This window comes from Vibrio breoganii (assembly GCF_024346795.1).
Taxonomy (GTDB): domain Bacteria; phylum Pseudomonadota; class Gammaproteobacteria; order Enterobacterales; family Vibrionaceae; genus Vibrio; species Vibrio breoganii.
On record NZ_AP024864.1, the window covers coordinates 655,569 to 675,477 of the forward strand.

General features: G+C 44.2%; 21 protein-coding genes and 1 other RNA gene. 9 read left to right on the forward strand and 13 right to left on the reverse strand.

Translation table 11 applies throughout. The features are described 5' to 3' along the window. Positions 1–11: 11 nt before the first annotated feature. The 10 genes from OCU35_RS03115 to smpB all read right to left on the reverse strand — a co-directional run bounded on the left by OCU35_RS03115 (position 12) and on the right by smpB (position 9,342). Positions 12–332 (reverse strand): cupin domain-containing protein, encoded by a 321-nt coding sequence (locus OCU35_RS03115; protein WP_261825630.1) that lies wholly within the window; start codon positions 330–332, stop codon positions 12–14. Positions 333–343: 11 nt separating this feature from the next. Beyond that, a complete protein-coding gene (gene kduD, locus OCU35_RS03120) occupies positions 344–1,105 on the reverse strand; it encodes a 2-dehydro-3-deoxy-D-gluconate 5-dehydrogenase KduD (RefSeq protein WP_261825631.1) in 762 nt (253 codons plus the stop codon). Between the two features lie 323 nt (positions 1,106–1,428). Beyond that, positions 1,429–2,472: a polysaccharide lyase family 7 protein gene (locus OCU35_RS03125; protein WP_261825632.1), complete on the reverse strand. Its 1,044-nt coding sequence runs from the start codon at positions 2,470–2,472 to the stop codon at positions 1,429–1,431. Between the two features lie 375 nt (positions 2,473–2,847). Further along, positions 2,848–3,069, reverse strand: coding sequence for a hypothetical protein (locus tag OCU35_RS03130; RefSeq protein ID WP_102376332.1), 222 nt, complete (start codon positions 3,067–3,069; stop codon positions 2,848–2,850). A 96-nt stretch (positions 3,070–3,165) separates the two neighbouring features. Next, complete coding sequence (locus OCU35_RS03135) at positions 3,166–3,591, reverse strand: septal ring lytic transglycosylase RlpA family protein (protein ID WP_102376333.1); 426 nt, start codon at positions 3,589–3,591, stop codon at positions 3,166–3,168. Between the two features lie 244 nt (positions 3,592–3,835). Next, positions 3,836–4,648 (reverse strand): RecX family transcriptional regulator, encoded by an 813-nt coding sequence (locus OCU35_RS03140; RefSeq protein ID WP_261825633.1) that lies wholly within the window; start codon positions 4,646–4,648, stop codon positions 3,836–3,838. A 167-nt stretch (positions 4,649–4,815) separates the two neighbouring features. Then, on the reverse strand, positions 4,816–5,982 hold the full coding sequence (locus tag OCU35_RS03145; protein ID WP_261825634.1) for an oligogalacturonate lyase family protein: 1,167 nt from the start codon (positions 5,980–5,982) through the stop codon (positions 4,816–4,818). A 68-nt stretch (positions 5,983–6,050) separates the two neighbouring features. Continuing rightward, positions 6,051–7,817 carry a sodium:solute symporter family transporter gene (locus tag OCU35_RS03150; protein WP_261825635.1) on the reverse strand — a complete coding sequence of 589 codons (1,767 nt, stop codon included), beginning with the start codon at positions 7,815–7,817 and terminating at the stop codon, positions 6,051–6,053. 606 nt (positions 7,818–8,423) lie between these two features. Then, positions 8,424–8,790: a transfer-messenger RNA gene (ssrA, locus tag OCU35_RS03155) on the reverse strand. 66 nt (positions 8,791–8,856) lie between these two features. Next, positions 8,857–9,342, reverse strand: coding sequence for an SsrA-binding protein SmpB (gene smpB, locus OCU35_RS03160; protein WP_017028295.1), 486 nt, complete (start codon positions 9,340–9,342; stop codon positions 8,857–8,859). A gap of 102 nt (positions 9,343–9,444) precedes the next feature. Here smpB and OCU35_RS03165 point away from each other — a divergent pair, with 102 nt between their 5' ends. Then, on the forward strand, positions 9,445–9,888 hold the full coding sequence (locus OCU35_RS03165; protein ID WP_065210161.1) for an SRPBCC family protein: 444 nt from the start codon (positions 9,445–9,447) through the stop codon (positions 9,886–9,888). Beyond that, entirely contained in the window at positions 9,878–10,189 is a 312-nt protein-coding gene (locus OCU35_RS03170) for an RnfH family protein (RefSeq protein ID WP_017028293.1), read from the forward strand. The genes OCU35_RS03165 and OCU35_RS03170 overlap by 11 nt, the downstream gene beginning before the upstream one ends. A 66-nt stretch (positions 10,190–10,255) precedes the next feature. Here the strand turns inward: OCU35_RS03170 and OCU35_RS03175 are convergent, their stop codons facing one another. The 3 genes from OCU35_RS03175 to nadK form a co-directional block, all read right to left on the reverse strand. After that, the gene (locus tag OCU35_RS03175; protein ID WP_017032689.1) at positions 10,256–10,615 is read right to left on the reverse strand and encodes an outer membrane protein assembly factor BamE; all 360 of its coding nucleotides are present in this window, start codon (positions 10,613–10,615) and stop codon (positions 10,256–10,258) included. Positions 10,616–10,785: 170 nt separating this feature from the next. Continuing rightward, positions 10,786–12,447 (reverse strand): DNA repair protein RecN, encoded by a 1,662-nt coding sequence (gene recN / locus OCU35_RS03180; RefSeq protein WP_102376366.1) that lies wholly within the window; start codon positions 12,445–12,447, stop codon positions 10,786–10,788. Between the two features lie 104 nt (positions 12,448–12,551). After that, positions 12,552–13,436 carry an NAD(+) kinase gene (nadK, locus tag OCU35_RS03185; RefSeq protein WP_065210158.1) on the reverse strand — a complete coding sequence of 295 codons (885 nt, stop codon included), beginning with the start codon at positions 13,434–13,436 and terminating at the stop codon, positions 12,552–12,554. A gap of 150 nt (positions 13,437–13,586) precedes the next feature. On the opposite strand from nadK, the gene grpE reads away from it, so the two are divergent. The 7 genes from grpE (at position 13,587) to OCU35_RS03220 (ending at position 19,886) form a co-directional block, all read left to right on the forward strand. Further along, entirely contained in the window at positions 13,587–14,213 is a 627-nt protein-coding gene (grpE, locus tag OCU35_RS03190; protein WP_102321676.1) for a nucleotide exchange factor GrpE, read from the forward strand. Positions 14,214–14,442: 229 nt separating this feature from the next. Then, positions 14,443–16,359, forward strand: a complete 1,917-nt coding sequence (gene dnaK / locus OCU35_RS03195; protein ID WP_017028288.1) for a molecular chaperone DnaK — start codon at positions 14,443–14,445, stop codon at positions 16,357–16,359. A 300-nt stretch (positions 16,360–16,659) separates the two neighbouring features. Continuing rightward, positions 16,660–17,805, forward strand: coding sequence for a molecular chaperone DnaJ (gene dnaJ, locus OCU35_RS03200; RefSeq protein ID WP_017028287.1), 1,146 nt, complete (start codon positions 16,660–16,662; stop codon positions 17,803–17,805). 141 nt (positions 17,806–17,946) lie between these two features. Further along, a complete protein-coding gene (locus tag OCU35_RS03205; protein ID WP_102427248.1) occupies positions 17,947–18,453 on the forward strand; it encodes a pilus assembly FimT family protein in 507 nt (168 codons plus the stop codon). Further along, positions 18,447–18,839 carry a hypothetical protein gene (locus OCU35_RS03210; protein ID WP_261825636.1) on the forward strand — a complete coding sequence of 131 codons (393 nt, stop codon included), beginning with the start codon at positions 18,447–18,449 and terminating at the stop codon, positions 18,837–18,839. The genes OCU35_RS03205 and OCU35_RS03210 overlap by 7 nt, the downstream gene beginning before the upstream one ends. Positions 18,840–18,856: 17 nt before the next feature. Then, on the forward strand, positions 18,857–19,006 hold the full coding sequence (locus tag OCU35_RS03215) for a hypothetical protein (protein ID WP_261825637.1): 150 nt from the start codon (positions 18,857–18,859) through the stop codon (positions 19,004–19,006). Next, complete coding sequence (locus tag OCU35_RS03220) at positions 18,993–19,886, forward strand: hypothetical protein (protein ID WP_261825638.1); 894 nt, start codon at positions 18,993–18,995, stop codon at positions 19,884–19,886. The genes OCU35_RS03215 and OCU35_RS03220 overlap by 14 nt, the downstream gene beginning before the upstream one ends. The last annotated feature ends 23 nt before the right edge of the window (positions 19,887–19,909 follow it).

A 19,909-nucleotide genomic window follows, 5' to 3' on the forward strand; every position in this document is an offset into this window, starting at 1 on the left:
TGTTGTATTAATTACAAAAAATCTTTTCTCATAGGTGTGAAGTTATCCAGCAACACACCTGCTTTTAGGCATGTACAGCCATGAACAATGTCAGGCTTTTTGTACATAGTGTCACCGGCTTTCACAATCTTGCTTTCGCCACCAATAGTGAACTCAAACTCACCGGATAGAACGTAAGTGATTTGCTCGTGTGGGTGGCTATGTAAAGCACCAATAGCCCCGTCATCGAAATGCACTTCAACAGTCATCATGTTTTCTGAATGAGCTAAGATTTTGCGTTTTACACCTTCACCCAGATCTTCTAACTCTATGTTTTGGTTATAAATAAACATTACTGATCCTATTAGCGAGACAGCCAGCCACCATCAACTGCGATGGTGTAGCCATTGATGTAATCAGATGCACTTGAAGCGAGGAACACACATGGACCAGCAAGATCTTCAGGTGTACCCCAGCGAGCTGCAGGGATACGGCCAACAATTTCAGCGTTACGCGCTTCGTCAGCACGCAGAGCTGCCGTGTTGTTAGTCGCCATGTAGCCCGGTGCAATGGCATTCACATTGATATTGTGGCTTGCCCACTCGTTTGCCATAAGGCGAGTCACACCCATTACACCACTCTTTGACGCAGTGTAAGAAGGCACACGGATACCGCCTTGGAAAGAAAGCATAGAAGCGATATTGATGATCTTGCCGCCTTCACCTTGAGAGATGAACTGCTTAGCAACGGCTTGAGACATGAAGAACACAGACTTAACGTTGATGTCCATTACGTCATCCCAGTCTTGCTCTGTGAAATCAATCGCATCATTACGACGAATGATTCCGGCATTGTTTACTAGGATATCGATACGACCCAGCTCAGTAACGGCTTGATCAACGATTGAAGGAATGTCGTCAATTTTCATCAGATTTGCACGAATATCGATGAACTTACGGCCTGTTTCTTTCATTTTTTCAATGGTTTCTGTTGGCTCTACGATGTTTACGCCAACGATGTCACAACCAGCGCTTGCAAGACCTAGCGCCATGCCTTGTCCAAGACCAGTATCACAGCCAGTCACAATGGCTACTTTATTTTTTAGATCGAATGAGTTGAGAATCATTATTAAGTCCTATGTGTAATCACGTGTTGGGTACAACATTGTGTTGTTTATGTGGTTACATTAAACAAAATAAATCGATCAATCAAGTAAAATGAAATTGCGTTTTAAAAATAAAGTGTGAAAGTGTGATTTTTGAGACCTACGTTGAATTATCCGACTTAGCACGTACTGTTGAGGTGCTAGTTCTTGGATGGTTGAGCGAGAGGAGGGCGGAAGCTAGAAAGTTAGAAAGTAGGAAAGTGTAGGGAATAAAAAAGGCCTTTCACAAAGAGTTCGTGAAAGGCCAAGCGTGGAGACAAATAATCTAGGAGTTAAAAGGTGAACTATTTACCGTTTAGTTTTAGCGCTGAGAATGTCACGCTGTTGTAGTCGCCATTCTTTTTATCGATAGCGAAATCGCCAGTACCTTGACAGCCTGGACCCCATACAGGGTGAGATTCTTGAACACTACACTGACCGTAAGCGCCTGCTTTGAAGTAGAAGTCATCTTCTGCATAGCCAGTTGGGTGGTCTTTCGCATCGATGCCCTTGCTTAGGTCGATGTCATAAGTCACCTTGTCGTGTCTTGCTGTTTCGAAAGTCAGGTGCATCATGGTGCCCTTAACTTCAACTTTGTAGCTAAACTCTTCACCTAAAGCGATGCCCGCTTTACCCGGCTCCGCTTGGTTTTCCCAAGTGTTACCCCATACTGGGTAAGCGATATCTGCACGGTTTGGATCTTTTTTCTCTAGGTTACGCTCGTAGTTCCAGAAAACTGAACCGTATTCGTGACCTGGGAATTTCTTGTAGAAGATTTTCAGTGGTTCGTTGCCGTGACCGTAACCGGTTTTAGCTTCAATCAGAGCGTTGTGTTTCTTCGCGTGGATCTGACCAACCACAACTGAGTGTGCAGGGTATTTTTCAGGGAATTTAGCGTGAAGAGAAACGTGGTTAACCTTCAGTGTTGCTTCTAAAGTACCGCCAACTGCGCTGTATTGATCCGCTTCTGGGTGGCTTGATAGCGCCCACTGGTTCATCTTAGAGTCGGTAAGAATGTTGTCGAAGTTTGCACCGCGAGGCATTTGACGCAGCTCGGAGCGGGCATTCTTAGAGTTCTTTGTAGTGATAGCTTTGTTTTGTACTTCAAATACAAGATTGCCATCTTTATCTAAGTGGAAGAAATCTTCGTGAGAGTAACTTAGCATTGCAACGCCTTCAATCTCATCCACTTTGCCATCTTCATTGATGTCTGAAGGGATAGTGATCTTCCAGTTACGCATATCGAATTTGTCTGCAGGAACAGGGTACGAAACTCCGTTGTTGGCTACATCAGCAGCAGCCGGTAGAGCAAGTAAGAGTGAACCCGCAAGAACAAGAATTTGTTTCATTATGTAATTCCTTGTATGTATTATTGTCGTACATAATAGATGTGCTAATTACGAAGAAAAGAACATAAGCTACGATGTGCATGATTGATCACATTTTGAAACACAATCATTAGATCCAGCTCAAAAAATTGAGCTGATGATTGCGATGAGTAACCAATTAATTGGATGGATAGGCGAGTTGTATTTGAGGGTGGTACTTTGCTATATCTTGGAAAAGAGTCACTGTTCTCAGTTTGGAGAGGATGTGTATTGAGGTTTTCAAATAACTGACTCTATTTAAGGCTTTGAAAAATAATGTTTTATCTGATGCTGGCCAAATAAAAACAGCACGCAGGTTGCGTGCTGTTCAGATTGGAAAAGACGTCGGTGTTAGGTCTAATCATCCATCAAAGAGTAAAGGTCGTGATTGGCGTCAGCGCGTGCATCGTCTGCAATTGCTTTGCACTGTTCTGTGTCTGCTGGGTTCAACCCTGCAGCCAGTTCAATCACTCTTTCATGATCGTTAACGGCTTGAGCCTTACCAATTTCCATACAAATGTCAGGGTTTGCTAGTACTGAACCAGAGAACAGTAGAGCAAGTATTGCTGCGCTTTTCATATTTGCCTCGACGATTTTGGCTATTATCGAGACTGTTTACGTAGCGATGCTGATTTTGGTTCAGAATGGTGACATCAAATATCGAGAGTCAGAAAATTAATGCTTATATCTAAACGTATTGCTGTCATCGAGAATGTCGATCTTGATTGGCGCCAAGCCCTTGCTACTGTCTCCAATTTTGTTGAAGGCAACCAATGACAAATCAATCACTCGCCCCTTAACGTAGGGCCCTCTATCGTTGATCTTCACGTCGACACTCTTGTTGTTTTGGGTGTTTGTTACTCGCACGATAGTGCCGAAAGGTAAGGTCTTGTGTGCGGCGGTGTAAGCTCGCATGTTGTAGGTTTCACCGCTCGCCGTAAGTTTTCCATGAAAGGCATTGCCGTACCATGAGGCTTGGCCATTCAGGTCATGCTTTGATGCGTATTGTTTTGTTTTTGCCGAAGCACCGCTAGAAGCCGATGAACATCCAGAAAGAATAAGAGCTAAAAGAATAGGAATAATGATCAGTAGTTTTTTCATTTATAGTATCTATTAAGGGTTGGAATAGTGTGTTTCAAATAGATCTTAGCGATGAATGATTTCCACACGTCATAGCTGTGTAAAGGATGGAAACTATAAACAGAGTGGTGTTCCAATGAGCAACATCTCACACATACTTTAAGTTCTGGGCTTCTGAAAGGATTGCATTGGCGAGTGTTGGCTGTCTTTGAGCAAAGATACTTTTCACTGACTTAACAAAAAGTAAGCCAATCAAGAATCTGGGTTACTCTTCTCCATCGCTCAACGCAAATTTGATTTCCTCAGAAGAGAAGCCTTTTCGAGAAAGCATAGCGTAGGCTTTACTTCTTTCTTTGAAGTCATTCAGGTCGTAAGACTTTTTATGTAGCTGCTCGAGGCAAGAAGTAAAAAAGTCTATCTCTCCGCTGTTAATCGCTTGCTCGATGAAAGAATCGAGGTCGGAAATATCAATTTTACGCTGCTTGAGTTCCTGTCGAATGACAGTAAGACCTTTGCCTTTTCTCACATACTTGAGCACTTCTTTTTCTAGGTCTGCTTTTTCAGCCTTTATCTCTAAATTAGAGCGTAGAGTGCCCACATGGGGATGCTGAGAGATAGCCGTTTGCACTTGCTGAAACGTAAACCCACGCTTTAAGAGAGAATTAACCAGCTTCTCACGGCTGATCATAAACTCCTGATATTGGTTATTGAGTCGCTCTAGCAAAATAGCCAACTCGTCAATTTCAAGTCGCTTTTTAACGGTATCGATAGCGCTGACAATAGTGTGCTCGCCAATCCCTTTATGCTTCAATTTTTCGACAATGTAGTTTGAACCATACTCACTACTAAAAGAGCGCTCAGCAAACTGCTCGGCAAACACAGAGTCAGACTTGAGATAACCGTAACCTCGAAGGCTCTCTAAAGTCTGATCGATCCACTCTTGATTATCTGTTTTTGCTTTGAGCTTAGTCTGCAGTTCACTCTCGGTCATATCTCTCTGAGTAAGGTGCCACATAGCAGAATTCATCACGCTCTCGATGCGTGCGGCTTTTCTTGGTTTGTTTGAGTCAGAGTTCATGGTGGTACCGAGAGGTTTGAGTGACAATGATTATCATAACTCAGATTGTGGCACTTTTTACTAACCTATTAGGTTTGATGTTTTAATTTAGCTAACAGTATTAAAGAAAACAAAAAAGCCAGCGATGAGAGAGTCGCCGGCTTGAATACTATCAGTGTTTTAATTGATTACGCTTTATATTCCGCGGGAACTTCAGATATGTAAAGGGCAGGAGCACCTTCAAAATCACTCGTAAACAAAACACCTTCATCATTTGGAGTAAAAGATGGGTGCGGATGTGTAATCTGACGATCACCGTCTAACACATCCCAAGACGTACTATGCTTCGCAAGCTTCGCAAATGTCTTCTTTTTAGTGTTCATGATGTACAAGAAAGGGTCATTTTCAATGTTGTAACTTTCCGCATCAGCAACATCTACAGGAGCATCACAACCATCACCCACCATCAAAGAGCCATCAAAGTTACTCATTAAGTGAGAGCAGGGTGGCATAACCATTACTTCTTCATTTTCAAGTGTCTCTGGGTTTGCTTTATAGATTACGCGGTCTGTTTGTCCTTTAAAGTAAGAAACATATGCCATAGCACTGCCATCAGGAATCCAAAACTCGTGAGTACAAGACTCTCCAGGCTCATGTGACTTGATTTTACGCACCTTAGAACCATCTTCATTGACTAACCACATACGTGCATCAACTAAGTCATGAGGCCCTTCATGACAGAAGCCCACGGTAGAATCATCAAATGGACGATAAATTGGGTGTCCTAACCATGCATTTTCTTGGTGCACCACTTCAAGTTCACCAGTTTCAATATCTACCTTGATGAGACGACATGTTGGATTGGTATGATAGAACTGAGCAAACTTTTCCCAAGAGGTTAGTGGTTGCCAATCTTGTTTGAGAATCTCGATACCCACCAATTTTGTACAATCAGAGTTAGCTACCCAAGTGCCGTAACCTTTCCAGTCTTCTTCAACGGTGTAAATAATACTTTCATCTAATGTAACGAGGTCAACTTTCATTAGACTAAGTTCGTTTTTCACATAGAAGAAAGACTTATCGTCATCTGAAATGAAACCACCAAATGTGTTGTCCCCTGTCCCTTCGGTAAGTTGGATCGCTTTTTGTGATTCCATATCAAGCAAGTAGTAATTGCGATGACCATCAAAATCACCGGCAAATAGAAGCTTTGAGCCATCCTTAGTAAAGCATTTCTGGTAGAAGTAATTGCGATGACAAACGACATCTGCTGGAGTTAGACGTGTTACTTTCACTTGTGTATCGCTGTCAACAAAGGTTTCAAAACCTAGCTGAATCACATTACCTTTGGCCATTATATATCTCCGATTGGAGCCACCTATTAATAGGGTGGCTCAGTATTGCTATAAAAAATAGGGTTTAATTAGTTTGTTTGTTGAGTCAGTTCTTGTACTTCATCGACGCGAGCACTGCGTTTAAGAGCATAGCCCACAGCAAATACAGCGGCTGCACAACACAAGAACACAACGCGGCCCCAGAGTGGGTTTGGTATTAACACCATCAATGTTAGACCCGCTGCCATGTAAATTACTAGGGTGCCAAGCTTGTTACGTTGCATACGGTCAACGATATCTTGACCTTCAGATTCAATAACTTCAGTTTCAACATCTCTGAAGAAAGCATCAGTAGACTCTTTGTTTACATCTGCTTCTTCTTTATAAAATAGAGTTGTTGCCCAGAAGAAGCCTGCAGTTATGAATAGGTGCGCCGCAATTGTGATCATCGTACGCATCTCTGATACTTCACGGCCTGTTAACTCATTGAGCCCGAACCAGCCACCAACGACTTGTGGAGTAAAAATATTCACCACCGACAATGAAACAAAACCACCGACGACAACTGTTGCCCACGGCGCCCACTTCGGCGTCTTACGAATAATCATGCCAAAGAATAGAGGAACTAGAATTGGGCCTTGTAGAAGAGTTGACACTTGCATCATCAAGTCAAATAGACTTAGCTCCTTCAATGACGTGAAGAATTGAGCCATAAAAATAACCATCAGGCCATTGGCCAAACAAACCACTTGACCAGTGCGAAGTAGCTCGCGATCCGAAGCTTTACCCTTACGAACAATATTTGAATAGAAACTACGAACAAAGATGCCAGAGTTACGGTTCAGAGCTGAGTCCATCGAAGACATCGTTGCAGCAAATAGGCCAGCCATTAATAGACCAACAGTGCCAACTGGCATCATTTCACGAGCAAAAACCAAATAAACTGCATCACTTGCTTTTGCGCCTAACTCAGGGTATTGCGCTGCAGCATCAGGGAAGGCAATAGCTGTCACCCAAGGTGGAATAAACCAGATCACGGCACCAGTAAGCATCATCACACCCGCCATCAGTGCCGCTTTACTAGCATTCTTTGAATCTTTTGCATTCAGGAAGCGGTAAGAATCCTGCATGTTGTTGATACTTTGTAGTTGTTTCACTACAAAGAATAAGAATACACACACCATCATTAATGGATAGTTCATATCCGGACCAACCCAAAAGTTCTCTGGGAACTCACGAACGATCTCGCCGGGACCACCAATATAAACTAATGCCACAATCGCACAGGCAATAGAAATAATTGCGATAACTAAAGTTTGGATAAAGTCAGAAGCAACCACCCCCCATGCGCCACTTAATAAAGAGATAGCCAGTACTGCGAGACCCGTGACCCAAATGGTTGTCATGATATCTGCATTGAATACCGCAGAAGCAAATATCCCTAAACCATTAAGCCAAACACCCCCGTTAATAATGCTTAGTGGAATAATCATCCAGGTAAAGAACTGCTCATTGGTATTATCGAATCGACGTCGAATGCCTTCTGTAGGGGTATCTACTCGCATTTGACGATAACGCTTCGCAAAATATAGATAAGCCACAACGTAAGCTAGGATATTACCGATGAAAACGCCCAATACAGCGAAACCATCGTTGAACGCTTTACCTGCGGCTCCGGTAAATGTCCAAGCGCTAAACTGCGTCATAAAGGCAGTCGCGCCAACCATCCACCAAAGCATCTTACCGCCACCGCGAAAATAATCACTAGTACTGTTGCTTGCCATTTTTTTGAAAAGCAAACTGATTGCCACCATCAGGCCAAAGTAGCCTGCGATGACGAGATAATCGTATTCCATATAGACCTCGAAACGCTGTTTTAATTTAATGAAATTCTAGTTTCATATTGTATTTATTACTGTGATTAAAATCGAAACAACGGTTCAAAATGTACAATTTAGATGGTTAGTGTGATCTTTGTCACTATTGTATTTGAAATCTTTAGCTTTCCGTGGGTACCTAACACATAAAAGTAAACATTAAAGGAAAGAATGTGCTCGTAATCTGAACAATCACGTCCGATGCATAATGCGTAAATTCAAAGAATTACAGCTTTGTGAGTTTGTTTTGATGCAAAACGCGGAAAGATACGATCTTGAAATTTGTTGGGCTTCTTTGTTCAAGGATGAGAATAGAAATTTTTCAGGTTACTTAGGACGCTTAAAGGGAAGGCGATCCTATCCAAAAACAGCATTCTTTTTCTATAGGTCTTGGTTTGAGGATTTTGGTATGCGACTGCACTTGAAGTGCCTAGTACTATTTTCTGCTCCCCAACAGTAGGTTTTGGGGGACAAAATGCCTAAGATGCAGTGACATCTCTTGAGAACTCTTAAGAATGTAAGTGGTTTATTTATGGTGTTATAGGCAAAAAAAGGGACACCCTGAGGTGTCCCTTTCCAATCGATTGGTGGAGCTGGCGGGAGTTGAACCCGCGTCCGAAAACCGTTCATCATTGGTACTACATGCTTAGTCGATCTTTAAATTCACCAAGTACCTGCGAACCGACACGCTAGTAAATGACTATCCTGAATTATATTTCGAACTTCATCTCTCAGGCGGGAGAATCCGATCTAGCTAGTTTGGGTTTGACTCTTTGTTATTCCCCGTCTTACAAGCGGAAGCTAGGGCAAAGAGGCTCTCAGCAGGTTATTAAGCTGCTAGTGCGTAGTTTTCGTCGTTTGCGACTATTTTTTTGCGGCTTTTTACGTGGCCAACCGCCCCACGACATGCACCTCAGACTTCAGAATTCCCGTCGAATCCTAGATCAGCCCCTAGTGTTCTTGCATAGTACCAGAAAAGACTAGCCTGTCTAGCACCATGCCTACTGGATGCTCAATATTAGCGCAGTTTACTCTTCATAACACGTGCTTTATCGCGCGCCCAGTCTTTATCTCTCAGATCGGTACGTTTATCGTGTAATTTCTTACCCTTAGCGACACCTATCTTAATTTTAACCCATGAACGCGACCAGTACAGGGATAATGCTGTAAGGGTCATGCCATCACGGTTAATGCTACCGAAAAGGTTGTCTAGCTCACGACGCGAAAGCAGAAGCTTACGGATACGAGTAGGGTTAGCTACAATATGAGTAGACGCTTGGTTAAGTGGTATAATGCTCATACCACTAATGAAGGCCTCGCCATCTTTAAGATAAACGTAGCTTTCAGCGATATTCGCTTTACCCTGACGTAAAGATTTTACCTCCCAACCTTGGAGCTCTAAGCCAGCTTCAAGCTCGTCCTCGATAAAGTACTCGTGACGGGCTTTTTTATTCAGCGCGATAGTATTACTAGACGCTTTGGTTTTTGATTTTTTCTTTGCCATAATGGCGCCATTATACGGATTGCCTTATTATAGGGAAATTCTTTTTACTCGGTTTAGGGTAAAGCTCAATAAAATTAGCGATTTAGTAGTTGAGGAGTAGTTATGCCGCAGGTGACCCGTTCAGCATTGGTATCGTTTAGCGCTGAACAAATGTTCCATTTGGTCAACGATGTCGCGCGATATCCTGAATTTTTACCTGGATGCTCTGGCTCTCAGGTGCATGATTTTGATGATACAAAGATGACAGCCTCTGTGGATGTTTCAAAGGCGGGTATCAGTAAAACTTTTACCACTAAGAATGTATTGCATATTGGTCGTGCGATTGAAATGAATCTGGTTGATGGCCCATTTAAGCACCTTAAGGGCGGTTGGTTCTTTACGCCTCTTGATGAGGGAGCGTGTAAAGTGGAGTTGAAGCTTGAATTTGAATTCTCTAGCCGAATGATAGAAATGGCCTTTGGTAAGGTATTCAACGAGCTGACTTCTAACATGATTAATGCCTTTACCCAGCGAGCAAAACAGGTGTACCCGTGTTATGAGTATTGATTCCGATATGATTCATGTGGAAGTGGTGTATGCACTGCCGCATGATCAACGAGTAGTGGCACTGGTCGTAAATAAAGAACTGACTGTTGAGCAGATCATAGAGCAGTCGGGGCTGTTAGCCTTGTTTCCTGAGATAGACTTGAAACAGAATAAGGTCGGCGTGTTTAGCCGTAACGTTAAACTTGATGCAACGGTTAGAGACAACGACCGCATTGAGATATATCGACCACTATTGGCCGATCCAAAAGAGATTCGACGTAAACGAGCCGAACAAGCAGCGAAAAAAGCCGCGCAGCAATAAATTGAGAGAAATAAAAAGGGGAGCACATGTTGCTCCCCTTTTTTTGTGTTTGGTGTTGCGACGCCGTTACTGAATAGCTTGATTGAAAGCTGGGCCTGCGCTGAAGTCACCTTCGATGCGTTCTAGGCGCTCGTCACTGCCAAAGAACACGAAAAGGTTCTTTTGCTCAGGGTCGTTATGACCTTTTGTGAAATGATAGATGTAATACCATTTGTTTGGCTTACCGTTTTCTACCAGCATAGGTGAGCCTAGAACATAGCGTACCTGTTCTTTCGACATGCCAATACGAAGCTGATCTACTGCAGATTGTTCGACAAAATTGCCTTGGCTAATATCAATTCGATAAACCAATTTTTCTAAGAAAGCACAGCCAGATAGCATTGTTAGTGCCAGTGGAACTGCGATTAACCATTTTGTAAGCTGCATATGATCAGGTCTTTAACTTCTAAATAAAACTCGGCAGATAATAAACAAGCTGAGCCAGCTTGTATAGAGAAACAGCCATGAGAGTGGGGATTGCCTGTTATTGACTGTGCAAAATATGACATTTCCCGTGTTTTCATGGCTGTAGACAGTCGGATTTAGCTTGAGTTCCTTTAGGCTGCCATTAACTCTTTGGCGTTGGCCAATGTTGAGGAGGTGATCTCACTTCCTCCTAATAGCCTTGCCAGTTCCTCTACACGTTGCTCTGTATTTAGGGTAAACATTCTTGTTTCTGTGGTGCCGCCCTTGGCTTTCTTGGCGACAAACATTTGCTGATGGCCACTACCGGCGACTTGCGGTAAGTGAGTCACACACAGGATTTGCGTACTTTCACCCAGTTTGCGCAGCATTTGTCCAACCACAGCCGCAGTTGGACCGCTGATCCCCACATCCACTTCATCGAAGATTAGGCTAGGGGTTTCTACTTTTTGTGCAGTGATTACTTGAATCGCCAAAGAGATTCGTGACAGCTCACCACCAGAGGCGACCTTGCCTAATGGCTGTAAAGGTTGCCCAGGGTTAGCCGAGACTAAGTACTCGACATCATCAGTGCCCAGTGGCGATGCATATTTAGGGTCGTTATTAATACTGATATCAAAGCGTGCCTTTTCCATACTTAGCTGGTGCATGCTTTCAGAGATCAGCTTATTGAGCTCCTTTGCATAGCGCTTGCGCGACTTGCTCAGTTTTTCTGAGCTTTTTAGGTACTTCTCTAGGGCTTGTTCTACTTCAGCTTTAAGTTGCTCAATGCGTTCATCGGAGCAATCAAGGGCTTCAATTTGCTTTGCCAGATCTTGATGGTGCTGATACAGGTCTTCAGGCAAAACTAAGTGCTTTTTAGCCAAGGACATTACGCGAGAGTAGCGCTCTTCTACCATCTGCATACGCATTGGGTCCATATCGATGGAATCAAGATAATTACGCAGTTCACTACTCGCCTCTTCCATCTGGATCAAGGCTTCGTTGAGCATTTCGCTGATGCCTGAAAGGGAGCTGTCTAGTTCACCTAATTGCTGGGTTTGATGTATCACATTGTGCAGTAGGGCAATGGCATTAACATCGTCATTGTCGTTAATCACATCAAGGCTTTGTTGAGTTAATGACAGAAGCTCACCGCTGTTGGATAGTTTTTTGTGTTCGTCTTCCAGCTCGCTGAACTCATTTTCTAGAAGGGCTAATTCATCTAGCTCTTTAATTTGGTATTCAAGTAGCTGCTTTTGGGCAAGATTTTGTTGACCATTTTGAATGGTTTGCTTGAGCGTGTTATCGGCTTGGCGCCAGGCTTGGTAATGCTTTTGAACATTATTCAGTAAGCTTTGATGCCCAGCATACTGATCGAGTAAGGTGAGTTGATACTCTTTTTTAAGCAATTGGTGGTGGGCGTGTTGCCCATGGATGCTCACCAGTGTCTGGCCTAAGCTCTTAAGCTGAGAAACAGGCACAGGATTGCCATTAATGAAGGCGCGAGAGCGACCATCTTTGCCAATAACTCGACGTAAAATGCATTCCTCACCATCGGTAAGTTCGTTGTCTTCTAGCCAACGTTGTGCACTGAGGTTGCTCTCAATCATGAAGCTGGCGCACAGGTCTACCTTGTCTTCACCTTGGCGTACCATGCCCGAATCAGAGCGGCTTCCCAAGCACAGACCTAAGGCGTCGATAGCAATAGATTTACCAGCACCTGTCTCACCCGTAATGGTGGTCATGCCTGGCTGAAGTTCAATTTGTAGCGATTTTACAATGGCGAAATTATTAACACTAAGATGAGCTAACATACAAAAATCCATAGAATGAAACACTGTATATGGAAACAGTATATACTGGTTTTACATACAGTAAAGTCACTCAAATAGATTTTTGTTGTTTTTTGTGTGCTGGCTTAAAAAAGTTTGCTCGACCAGCCCAATTTCTCTCGCAGTACATGGTAGTAGCTGTAGTCTTTTGGATGGATAAGTTGCAGTACATTATCACTACGATAAATGTGTATCTCATCACCAGGCTCTACAGGCAATGAAATCTGCCCGTCACAGCTCACCTCTTGGGTGCCACGGTTATCCGGAGCTAATACCAACTTAATACGACGATTCCCATCCACTACTAGCGGACGGCTTGATAACGTATGAGGAAACATAGGCACCAAGGAGATGGTGTTTAGGCTTGGGGATAGGATTGGACCACCGCCAGAGAGAGAGTAGGCAGTAGAACCGGTTGGCGTTGAGAGTATCAAGCCGTCAGAACGCTGTGAGAAGGCAAAAGAGTTGTCGATATACACCTCGAACTCAATCATATTAGCCACTTTACCAGGGTGAAGCACTGCTTCGTTGAGCGCCGCATTTTGGCTTTTTACCAGACCGTGACGATGTATCTCAGTTTCTAAAAGAAAGCGCTGTTCTGTGAGGTAATGGCCGTCTAGGACTTCTTCTAAGGGTGCTTTGAAGTTATCGGGGTCTAAATCGGTCAGGAATCCAAGATTGCCCTTGTTGACACCAATGACCGAAATATCAAATCTAGACAGAACACGAGCAGCGCCTAGCATGTTTCCGTCACCTCCGACTACAATAGCTAAGTCGGCCTCTTTGCCTATTTGCATTAGGTTGCTAAAGACCTTGTCGTCTAATTCGGGCAACAACTCTTGTAGTCGGTCATCAATAAGAATGCGATAGTCTTTTTCAGCAAGCCAATGATAGATCTCATGGTGAGTCTGGATGGCACTGATGTCGCGAGGTTTACCCAAAATAGCGATTGTAGAGAAATGCTTGCTCATTTTAGTCCCAAAATAAATGGTTAGGCTTGATTCAGAAACGATGATCCCCATAATAAAGGCAAGTTGAATTCAGATGCTAATTTTTTGTGGATGCATTTCTGTCAAAATAATAGCACTTTCAGGAATATGCGTATCCGCGTCGGAGAGATCATGAGCGATAAAGAAAACAAGATTAATGAAGAAGAACTAGCACAAGCGGCCAATGAAGCTGAACAAGTTGCAGAAGAAGTGACTGAAGAAGCTGAAGTGATCGGTGGTGAAGGTGACATCGAGTGGAACGAAGAAACTGACGCAGAAGTGGAAGAATCTAAGGTTGCTCAACTAGAAGCCGCATTGCTTCAAACAGAGATGCGCCTTAAAGAACAGCAAGACAGCGTTATTCGCGCTAAAGCAGAAGTTGAGAACATGCGTCGCCGCACAGAGCAAGAGGTATCTAAAGCTCGTAAATTTGCGATCAACAAGTTTGCTGAAGAGTTGCTACCGGTTATTGATAACCTAGAGCGTGCAATGGAAGCGGCAGACTCTGAGAACGAAGTGGTTAAGCCATTCCTTGAAGGCATCGAAATGACACATAAATCATTTACTGATGTTGTTTCTAAAAACGGTCTAGTGGAAATTAACCCAGTTGGCGAAGCATTTAACCCTGAACTGCACAATGCAGTATCTATGGTTGAAAGCCCAGATCATGAAAGCAATACCGTAACTATCGTATTGCAGAAGGGTTATGAGCTTAACGGCCGCGTGGTTCGCCCTGCGATGGTAATGGTTGCTAAATAAGCGTCCAAAGCATCAAGTTTTAAAAAGAGGCTGTTTTCAGCCTCTTTTTTTGTTTTTTTTTCTGCCCAAGTCTTGAAACAAAGAATCCAGACCCTATCTATGGTGCAGAGCAATTAAACATAAGCTAACTGCTACTAACTAATTTGTAGCTTGGGGTTGAATCCAAGCTAAGCATCCCCACTTATGGGGTAGTAAAGAAACAAATAATCAAATTTTTGGAGATAGCCTGATGGGTAAAATCATTGGTATTGACTTAGGTACAACTAACTCATGCGTTTCAGTTCTAGACGGTGAAAAGCCACGCGTAATCGAAAACGCGGAAGGTGAGCGCACAACCGCATCTGTAATCGCATACACAGACGGCGAGACTTTGGTTGGCCAACCTGCTAAACGTCAAGCAGTAACCAACCCAGAAAACACGCTATTTGCAATCAAGCGTCTAATCGGTCGTCGTTTTGAAGACGAAGAAGTTCAGCGTGACATCGAAATCATGCCTTACAAAATTGTTAAGGCTGACAACGGTGATGCATGGGTAGAAGCGAAAGGCCAAAAAATGGCTGCTCCTCAAGTATCTGCTGAAGTTCTTAAGAAAATGAAGAAGACTGCAGAAGACTTCCTTGGTGAAGAAGTAACTGGCGCTGTAATCACAGTTCCTGCTTACTTTAATGATGCACAGCGTCAAGCAACTAAAGATGCTGGTCGTATCGCAGGTCTTGAAGTTAAGCGTATCATCAACGAACCAACAGCTGCTGCTCTAGCATACGGCCTAGACAAGTCTGGTGGCGATCGCACTATCGCAGTTTACGACCTTGGTGGTGGTACATTCGATATCTCTATCATCGAAATCGACGAAGTTGAAGGCGAGAAGACGTTTGAAGTTCTAGCAACTAACGGTGACACTCACCTTGGTGGTGAAGACTTCGATAACCGCATGATCAACTACTTGGTTGACGAGTTCAAAAAAGAGCAAGGTATCGACCTTAAAGCTGATCCTCTAGCGATGCAGCGTGTTAAAGAGGCAGCAGAAAAAGCGAAAATTGAGCTTTCTTCTACTACTCAAACTGACGTAAACCTACCTTACGTTACTGCTGACGCGACTGGTCCTAAGCACATGAACGTTAAAGTAACGCGTGCGAAACTAGAAGCTCTAGTTGAAGACCTAGTTCAACGTTCTCTTGAGCCACTTAAAGTTGCTCTAGCGGATGCTGACCTATCTGTAGGCGAAATCACTGACGTAATCCTAGTAGGTGGTCAGACTCGTATGCCTATGGTTCAAGCTAAGGTAACTGAGTTCTTCGGCAAAGAGCCACGTAAAGACGTTAACCCTGACGAAGCAGTAGCAATGGGTGCTGCAGTTCAAGGTGGTGTACTTGCGGGCGACGTAACTGACGTACTTCTACTTGACGTAACTCCACTGTCTCTAGGTATCGAGACTATGGGTGGCGTAATGACTAAGCTAGTTGAGAAGAACACGACTATCCCAACGAAAGCGAACCAAGTTTTCTCTACAGCAGAAGACAACCAGAACGCGGTAACTATCCACGTTCTTCAAGGTGAGCGTAAGCAAGCGTCTTACAACAAATCTCTAGGTCAATTTAACCTAGAAGGCATTCAGCCTGCACCACGTGGTATGCCTCAAATCGAAGTAACCTTCGACCTTGATGCGGATGGTATCCTGCACGTTTCTGCGAAAGACAAGCAGACTAACAAAGAGCAGAAGATCACTATCCAAGCGTCTGGCGGTCTAAGCGACGACGATATCGAGAAAATGGTACAAGAAGCAGAAGCTAACAAAGAAGCGGATAAGAAGTTCGAAGAGTTAGTGACTGTACGCAACCAAGCTGACCAAATGATCCACGGTACTCGCAAGCAAATTGAAGAAGCGGGCGACGCACTTCCTGCTGAAGAGAAGACTAAGATCGAAGCAGCTATCACTGAGCTAGAAGAAGTTAAGTCTAGTGATGACAAAGAAGCAATCGACGCTAAAGTTCAAGCGCTAATGACTGCGGCTCAAAAGCTAATGGAAATTGCTCAACAGCAAGCTCAAGCACAGCAAGCACAAGGTGCTGACGCTGGCCAACAACAGTCTCAAGACGACGATGTTGTTGATGCTGAGTTTGAAGAAGTGAAAGACGAGAAAAAATAATTCTCGACACTATAGCGAGTGAATTCACGATGAAGGTACTGCCTTCTATGGATAACTCGCTCTAGTTTAGAAAATAACTTTTTCTATTCTAACAGTAGCTTATGGGCGTTTAGGGAAACCTTAACGCCCTTCTGTTTGTAATAATAGCTGTCGCTATAGATGATATTTTTAGAACCTAGAACCTAGAACCTAGAACCTAGAACCTAGAACCTAGAACCTAGAACCTAGAACCTCCATCTATATCGATATAAACACTAGGCGGCCAAGCCGCTTGCAGTAAACAATTTGGTGACGAAACACATGTCTAAACGTGATCTTTACGAAGTACTGGGCGTAAGCCGAGACGCTTCTGAGCGTGATATCAAGAAAGCATACAAACGCCTTGCAATGAAGTTCCACCCGGATCGCAACCAAGGTGACGATGGCGCGTCTGAGAAGTTTAAAGAGGTTAAAGAGGCGTACGAGGTCCTTACTGACTCTCAAAAACGCGCAGCCTACGACCAGTATGGTCATGCAGCCTTTGAACAAGGTGGCATGGGCGGCGGCGGCTTTGGTGGCGGCGGCGGTGCTGATTTTGGCGACATCTTCGGTGATGTGTTTGGTGATATCTTTGGTGGCGGCCGTCGTGGCGGCGGTCAACAGCGCGCACAACGTGGCGCTGACCTACGATACAACATGGAACTGACCCTTGAAGAAGCGGTTCGTGGTTGCTCAAAAGAGATCGAAGTTCCTACGCTAGTAGGCTGTGAAGTGTGTGATGGTTCGGGCGCGAAGAAAGGTTCTTCTGCTCAGACGTGTGGCACCTGTCATGGTCATGGTCAGGTTCAAATGCGTCAAGGCTTCTTTGCTGTACAGCAAGCCTGTCCTACCTGTCACGGTAAAGGCAAAATCATTAAAGACCCGTGTGACTCGTGTCATGGTGAAGGTCGTAAGCACAAAACTAAATCACTTAACGTTAAGATCCCGGCTGGCGTAGATACGGGCGATCGTATCCGCCTATCAGGCGAGGGTGAAGCGGGTGAACACGGCGCTCCTGCGGGCGATCTGTATGTTCAAGTACACGTTAAAGAGCACCATATCTTTGAGCGTGACGGCAGCAACTTGTATTGCGAAGTTCCAGTTAGCTTCACTATGGCCGCTCTGGGTGGCGAAGTAGAAGTTCCTACTCTAGACGGACGTGTAAGCCTGAAGGTTCCTGCTGAAACGCAAACGGGCCGTATGTTCCGTATGCGCAGTAAGGGTGTGAAAGGCGTTCGTGGCGGTCCACAAGGTGACTTGATCGTGAAGCTAGTTGTTGAGACGCCAGTTAAGCTGAACGCTCGTCAGAAAGAACTGCTTAAAGAGTTTGAAGAGTCTTGCGGCGGAGAAGCGGCTAACAAGCATAAGCCAAAGTCTGAAGGCTTCTTCGACGGAGTTAAAAAATTCTTTGATGACCTAACCAGCTAAGTATTGATTAGCGTTTGATTTGTAAAGGCCAACCTAGTGTTGGCCTTTTTTGTACCAGTAGAAGTATGAGTTTTTGCGTCTTATCCCCTAAGATTCTTTTGTCAGATTTACCACCGTTATAGAAGCAACTAGTGTTCGGTTATGAACACGACAATCAAGAGCATTAAGGGTTACTCTCTTATCGAGGTATTGGTGTGTTGTTTGTTACTGGGGATAACAGGCCAGTGGGTAGTTAGCCCAGTTAAACAGCAACTTGATAATTTCAAAATGAAGCGCGCGGTAGCTCAAGTTCATACCGCTTTTATTGCGGGGCGAGATGCCGCCTATGGGATGAAAAAGGACCTATGGCTTCATATTCAATCAACACCAAGTAATAGTTATATCGCCCTTCATGCAGACGCCGATGCACGTACTGCATCTTCCATATTCAATAAGGCGATTAACCCGCAAATCCTCTCCGATGTTTCTCTAAGCTCGACCGCAACAGCGCTGCGATTTTCAGGCCTAACCGGCAGACCATCGGGCAACGGCAATATCAGTGTTTGGCTAGATTCAGAGAGCAAAATCAAAGTGATCTACCATGACATTACTGGAAGAATCAGGATTTGCGCTGCCGGTGAACGTACTTATGGCTATAGCACATGCTAAGGGCACAAAGCGGTCTATCACTGCTTGAGTTGGTTCTCGGGCTTAGCCTGTCCAGTTTGCTGTTGCTCTCTTCTTCTACCTTATTTGTGCACCAACAACAGTTGTTGTCACAGCAAATCAAGCGCACGCAACTGCTCATTGCCAGCCATCATCTAGCTACTTACCTAAGAGGTGAAGTAAGAAGGGCTGGGTACGCACAATCTTCTGGCATCGAGATACAAGGAGCAAAAATCTCTCTGGGTTACAAAGATGAAGCAGGAGAGTATCGTCGAGTATCAATTTGGCGAGATGCGCTGCAGACAAACTCAAGTATTGCGCTGGCTCTCACGGGTCCGAACTACCCTTGCTCGATACCTGTTCTAACGCCATCAACTTTTCGATGTTGAACGACAAGCTTTTATCTATGAGAGACTTTGAGGTTACCAAGGCTACTGATGACGGAAGTTTGCTGCGCATTGACTATGCCATAGCGCTAAAAGGAGAGTCTCCTAGAGCCAATATTATCTATGTGGCATCACGTAATATGCAAGTAGATGGCGATGCATCACAGTAGAGGGTATGCACTCTTTATGGTGCTAGTTACTCTATTTGTGATGGGGTTTATCGCTTTAGATAACTCTCGCTATTTGACCGATTCAATGAAGTGGCAAGCTCACCTGCATCACAAGCGGCTGAACCTCGATTGGCAACTTGAGTCGGCCATCAATTGCTTGGCTATATATACCATCTCGCTACAAACACTCCCAACAGTGCAATGCGCGCAAGATGGCAACACAAACTTGTCGGTTGAAGCCCAAGAGACGAAGAACCAATTTAAGCTTCAAGCAGACCAAGGGAGTATAGCCAGTAGCGCTGTAATGACGCTTGGGGAGATGGAATATGATGCGGCCATTGCCTCAAATCAGGCTTTACCTCAGGGCATATTGGGATCTTCGATATTCGTTGGACCATCGGTGGTTTCGCATTTCTTTGGATATACGGATCTCAACCTCTTAAAACCGCGTTGGGGGGAAGAAATTGAAGTGACGTCAAAGCAGGCCTGCGGTGATGATCTTTTACTGAAAAGTGCGAATGGTGCTCGCAGTTTCGTCATTATTGGCCATTGCTCTATTAGCACTTATCATTGGGACCAATTAACCGCTTTATCCTCAAGTGAGCCATTTTTTCTATTGTTTGTTGGCGGCGACTTGGCTCTTTCTGGCAGTCAAACGCTACAGGGAGTCATCGTAATCTGGCACTCTCTTGAGGAAAGCTTTGAGGTTAGTATTGTCGAAAATCCAAAGATTGAGGGGGGATTGTTTTTAGAGCTTTCAGCGCCGATTTTGCTTGAGCAAGGCGTCCTAGAGGTTGTGGAAAATGAAGCGCATCTTATGACGTCTAGATTTAGGTTTGCTAAGCGAGAATGGCTCAAAGGCAGTTGGCGTGACTTCTAATTGTTCTTTCAGGGAGTTGGGGG

What these genes read in the sequence shown, in the direction of transcription:
- grpE (WP_102321676.1), top strand. Translation starts at nt 13,587, where the DNA reads ATGAGCGATAAAGAAAACAAGATTAATGAAGAAGAACTAGCACAAGCG.
- OCU35_RS03215 (WP_261825637.1), top strand. Translation starts at nt 18,857, where the DNA reads ATGAGAGACTTTGAGGTTACCAAGGCTACTGATGACGGAAGTTTGCTG.
- OCU35_RS03210 (WP_261825636.1), top strand. Translation starts at nt 18,447, where the DNA reads ATGCTAAGGGCACAAAGCGGTCTATCACTGCTTGAGTTGGTTCTCGGG.
- OCU35_RS03135 (WP_102376333.1), bottom strand. Translation starts at nt 3,591, where the DNA reads ATGAAAAAACTACTGATCATTATTCCTATTCTTTTAGCTCTTATTCTT.
- OCU35_RS03115 (WP_261825630.1), bottom strand. Translation starts at nt 332, where the DNA reads ATGTTTATTTATAACCAAAACATAGAGTTAGAAGATCTGGGTGAAGGT.
- OCU35_RS03150 (WP_261825635.1), bottom strand. Translation starts at nt 7,817, where the DNA reads ATGGAATACGATTATCTCGTCATCGCAGGCTACTTTGGCCTGATGGTG.
- dnaJ (WP_017028287.1), top strand. Translation starts at nt 16,660, where the DNA reads ATGTCTAAACGTGATCTTTACGAAGTACTGGGCGTAAGCCGAGACGCT.
- dnaK (WP_017028288.1), top strand. Translation starts at nt 14,443, where the DNA reads ATGGGTAAAATCATTGGTATTGACTTAGGTACAACTAACTCATGCGTT.
- OCU35_RS03125 (WP_261825632.1), bottom strand. Translation starts at nt 2,472, where the DNA reads ATGAAACAAATTCTTGTTCTTGCGGGTTCACTCTTACTTGCTCTACCG.
- OCU35_RS03175 (WP_017032689.1), bottom strand. Translation starts at nt 10,615, where the DNA reads ATGCAGCTTACAAAATGGTTAATCGCAGTTCCACTGGCACTAACAATG.
- OCU35_RS03165 (WP_065210161.1), top strand. Translation starts at nt 9,445, where the DNA reads ATGCCGCAGGTGACCCGTTCAGCATTGGTATCGTTTAGCGCTGAACAA.
- OCU35_RS03145 (WP_261825634.1), bottom strand. Translation starts at nt 5,982, where the DNA reads ATGGCCAAAGGTAATGTGATTCAGCTAGGTTTTGAAACCTTTGTTGAC.
- OCU35_RS03170 (WP_017028293.1), top strand. Translation starts at nt 9,878, where the DNA reads ATGAGTATTGATTCCGATATGATTCATGTGGAAGTGGTGTATGCACTG.
- recN (WP_102376366.1), bottom strand. Translation starts at nt 12,447, where the DNA reads ATGTTAGCTCATCTTAGTGTTAATAATTTCGCCATTGTAAAATCGCTA.
- nadK (WP_065210158.1), bottom strand. Translation starts at nt 13,436, where the DNA reads ATGAGCAAGCATTTCTCTACAATCGCTATTTTGGGTAAACCTCGCGAC.
- OCU35_RS03220 (WP_261825638.1), top strand. Translation starts at nt 18,993, where the DNA reads ATGCATCACAGTAGAGGGTATGCACTCTTTATGGTGCTAGTTACTCTA.
- OCU35_RS03140 (WP_261825633.1), bottom strand. Translation starts at nt 4,648, where the DNA reads ATGAACTCTGACTCAAACAAACCAAGAAAAGCCGCACGCATCGAGAGC.
- OCU35_RS03205 (WP_102427248.1), top strand. Translation starts at nt 17,947, where the DNA reads ATGAACACGACAATCAAGAGCATTAAGGGTTACTCTCTTATCGAGGTA.
- smpB (WP_017028295.1), bottom strand. Translation starts at nt 9,342, where the DNA reads ATGGCAAAGAAAAAATCAAAAACCAAAGCGTCTAGTAATACTATCGCG.
- kduD (WP_261825631.1), bottom strand. Translation starts at nt 1,105, where the DNA reads ATGATTCTCAACTCATTCGATCTAAAAAATAAAGTAGCCATTGTGACT.
- OCU35_RS03130 (WP_102376332.1), bottom strand. Translation starts at nt 3,069, where the DNA reads ATGAAAAGCGCAGCAATACTTGCTCTACTGTTCTCTGGTTCAGTACTA.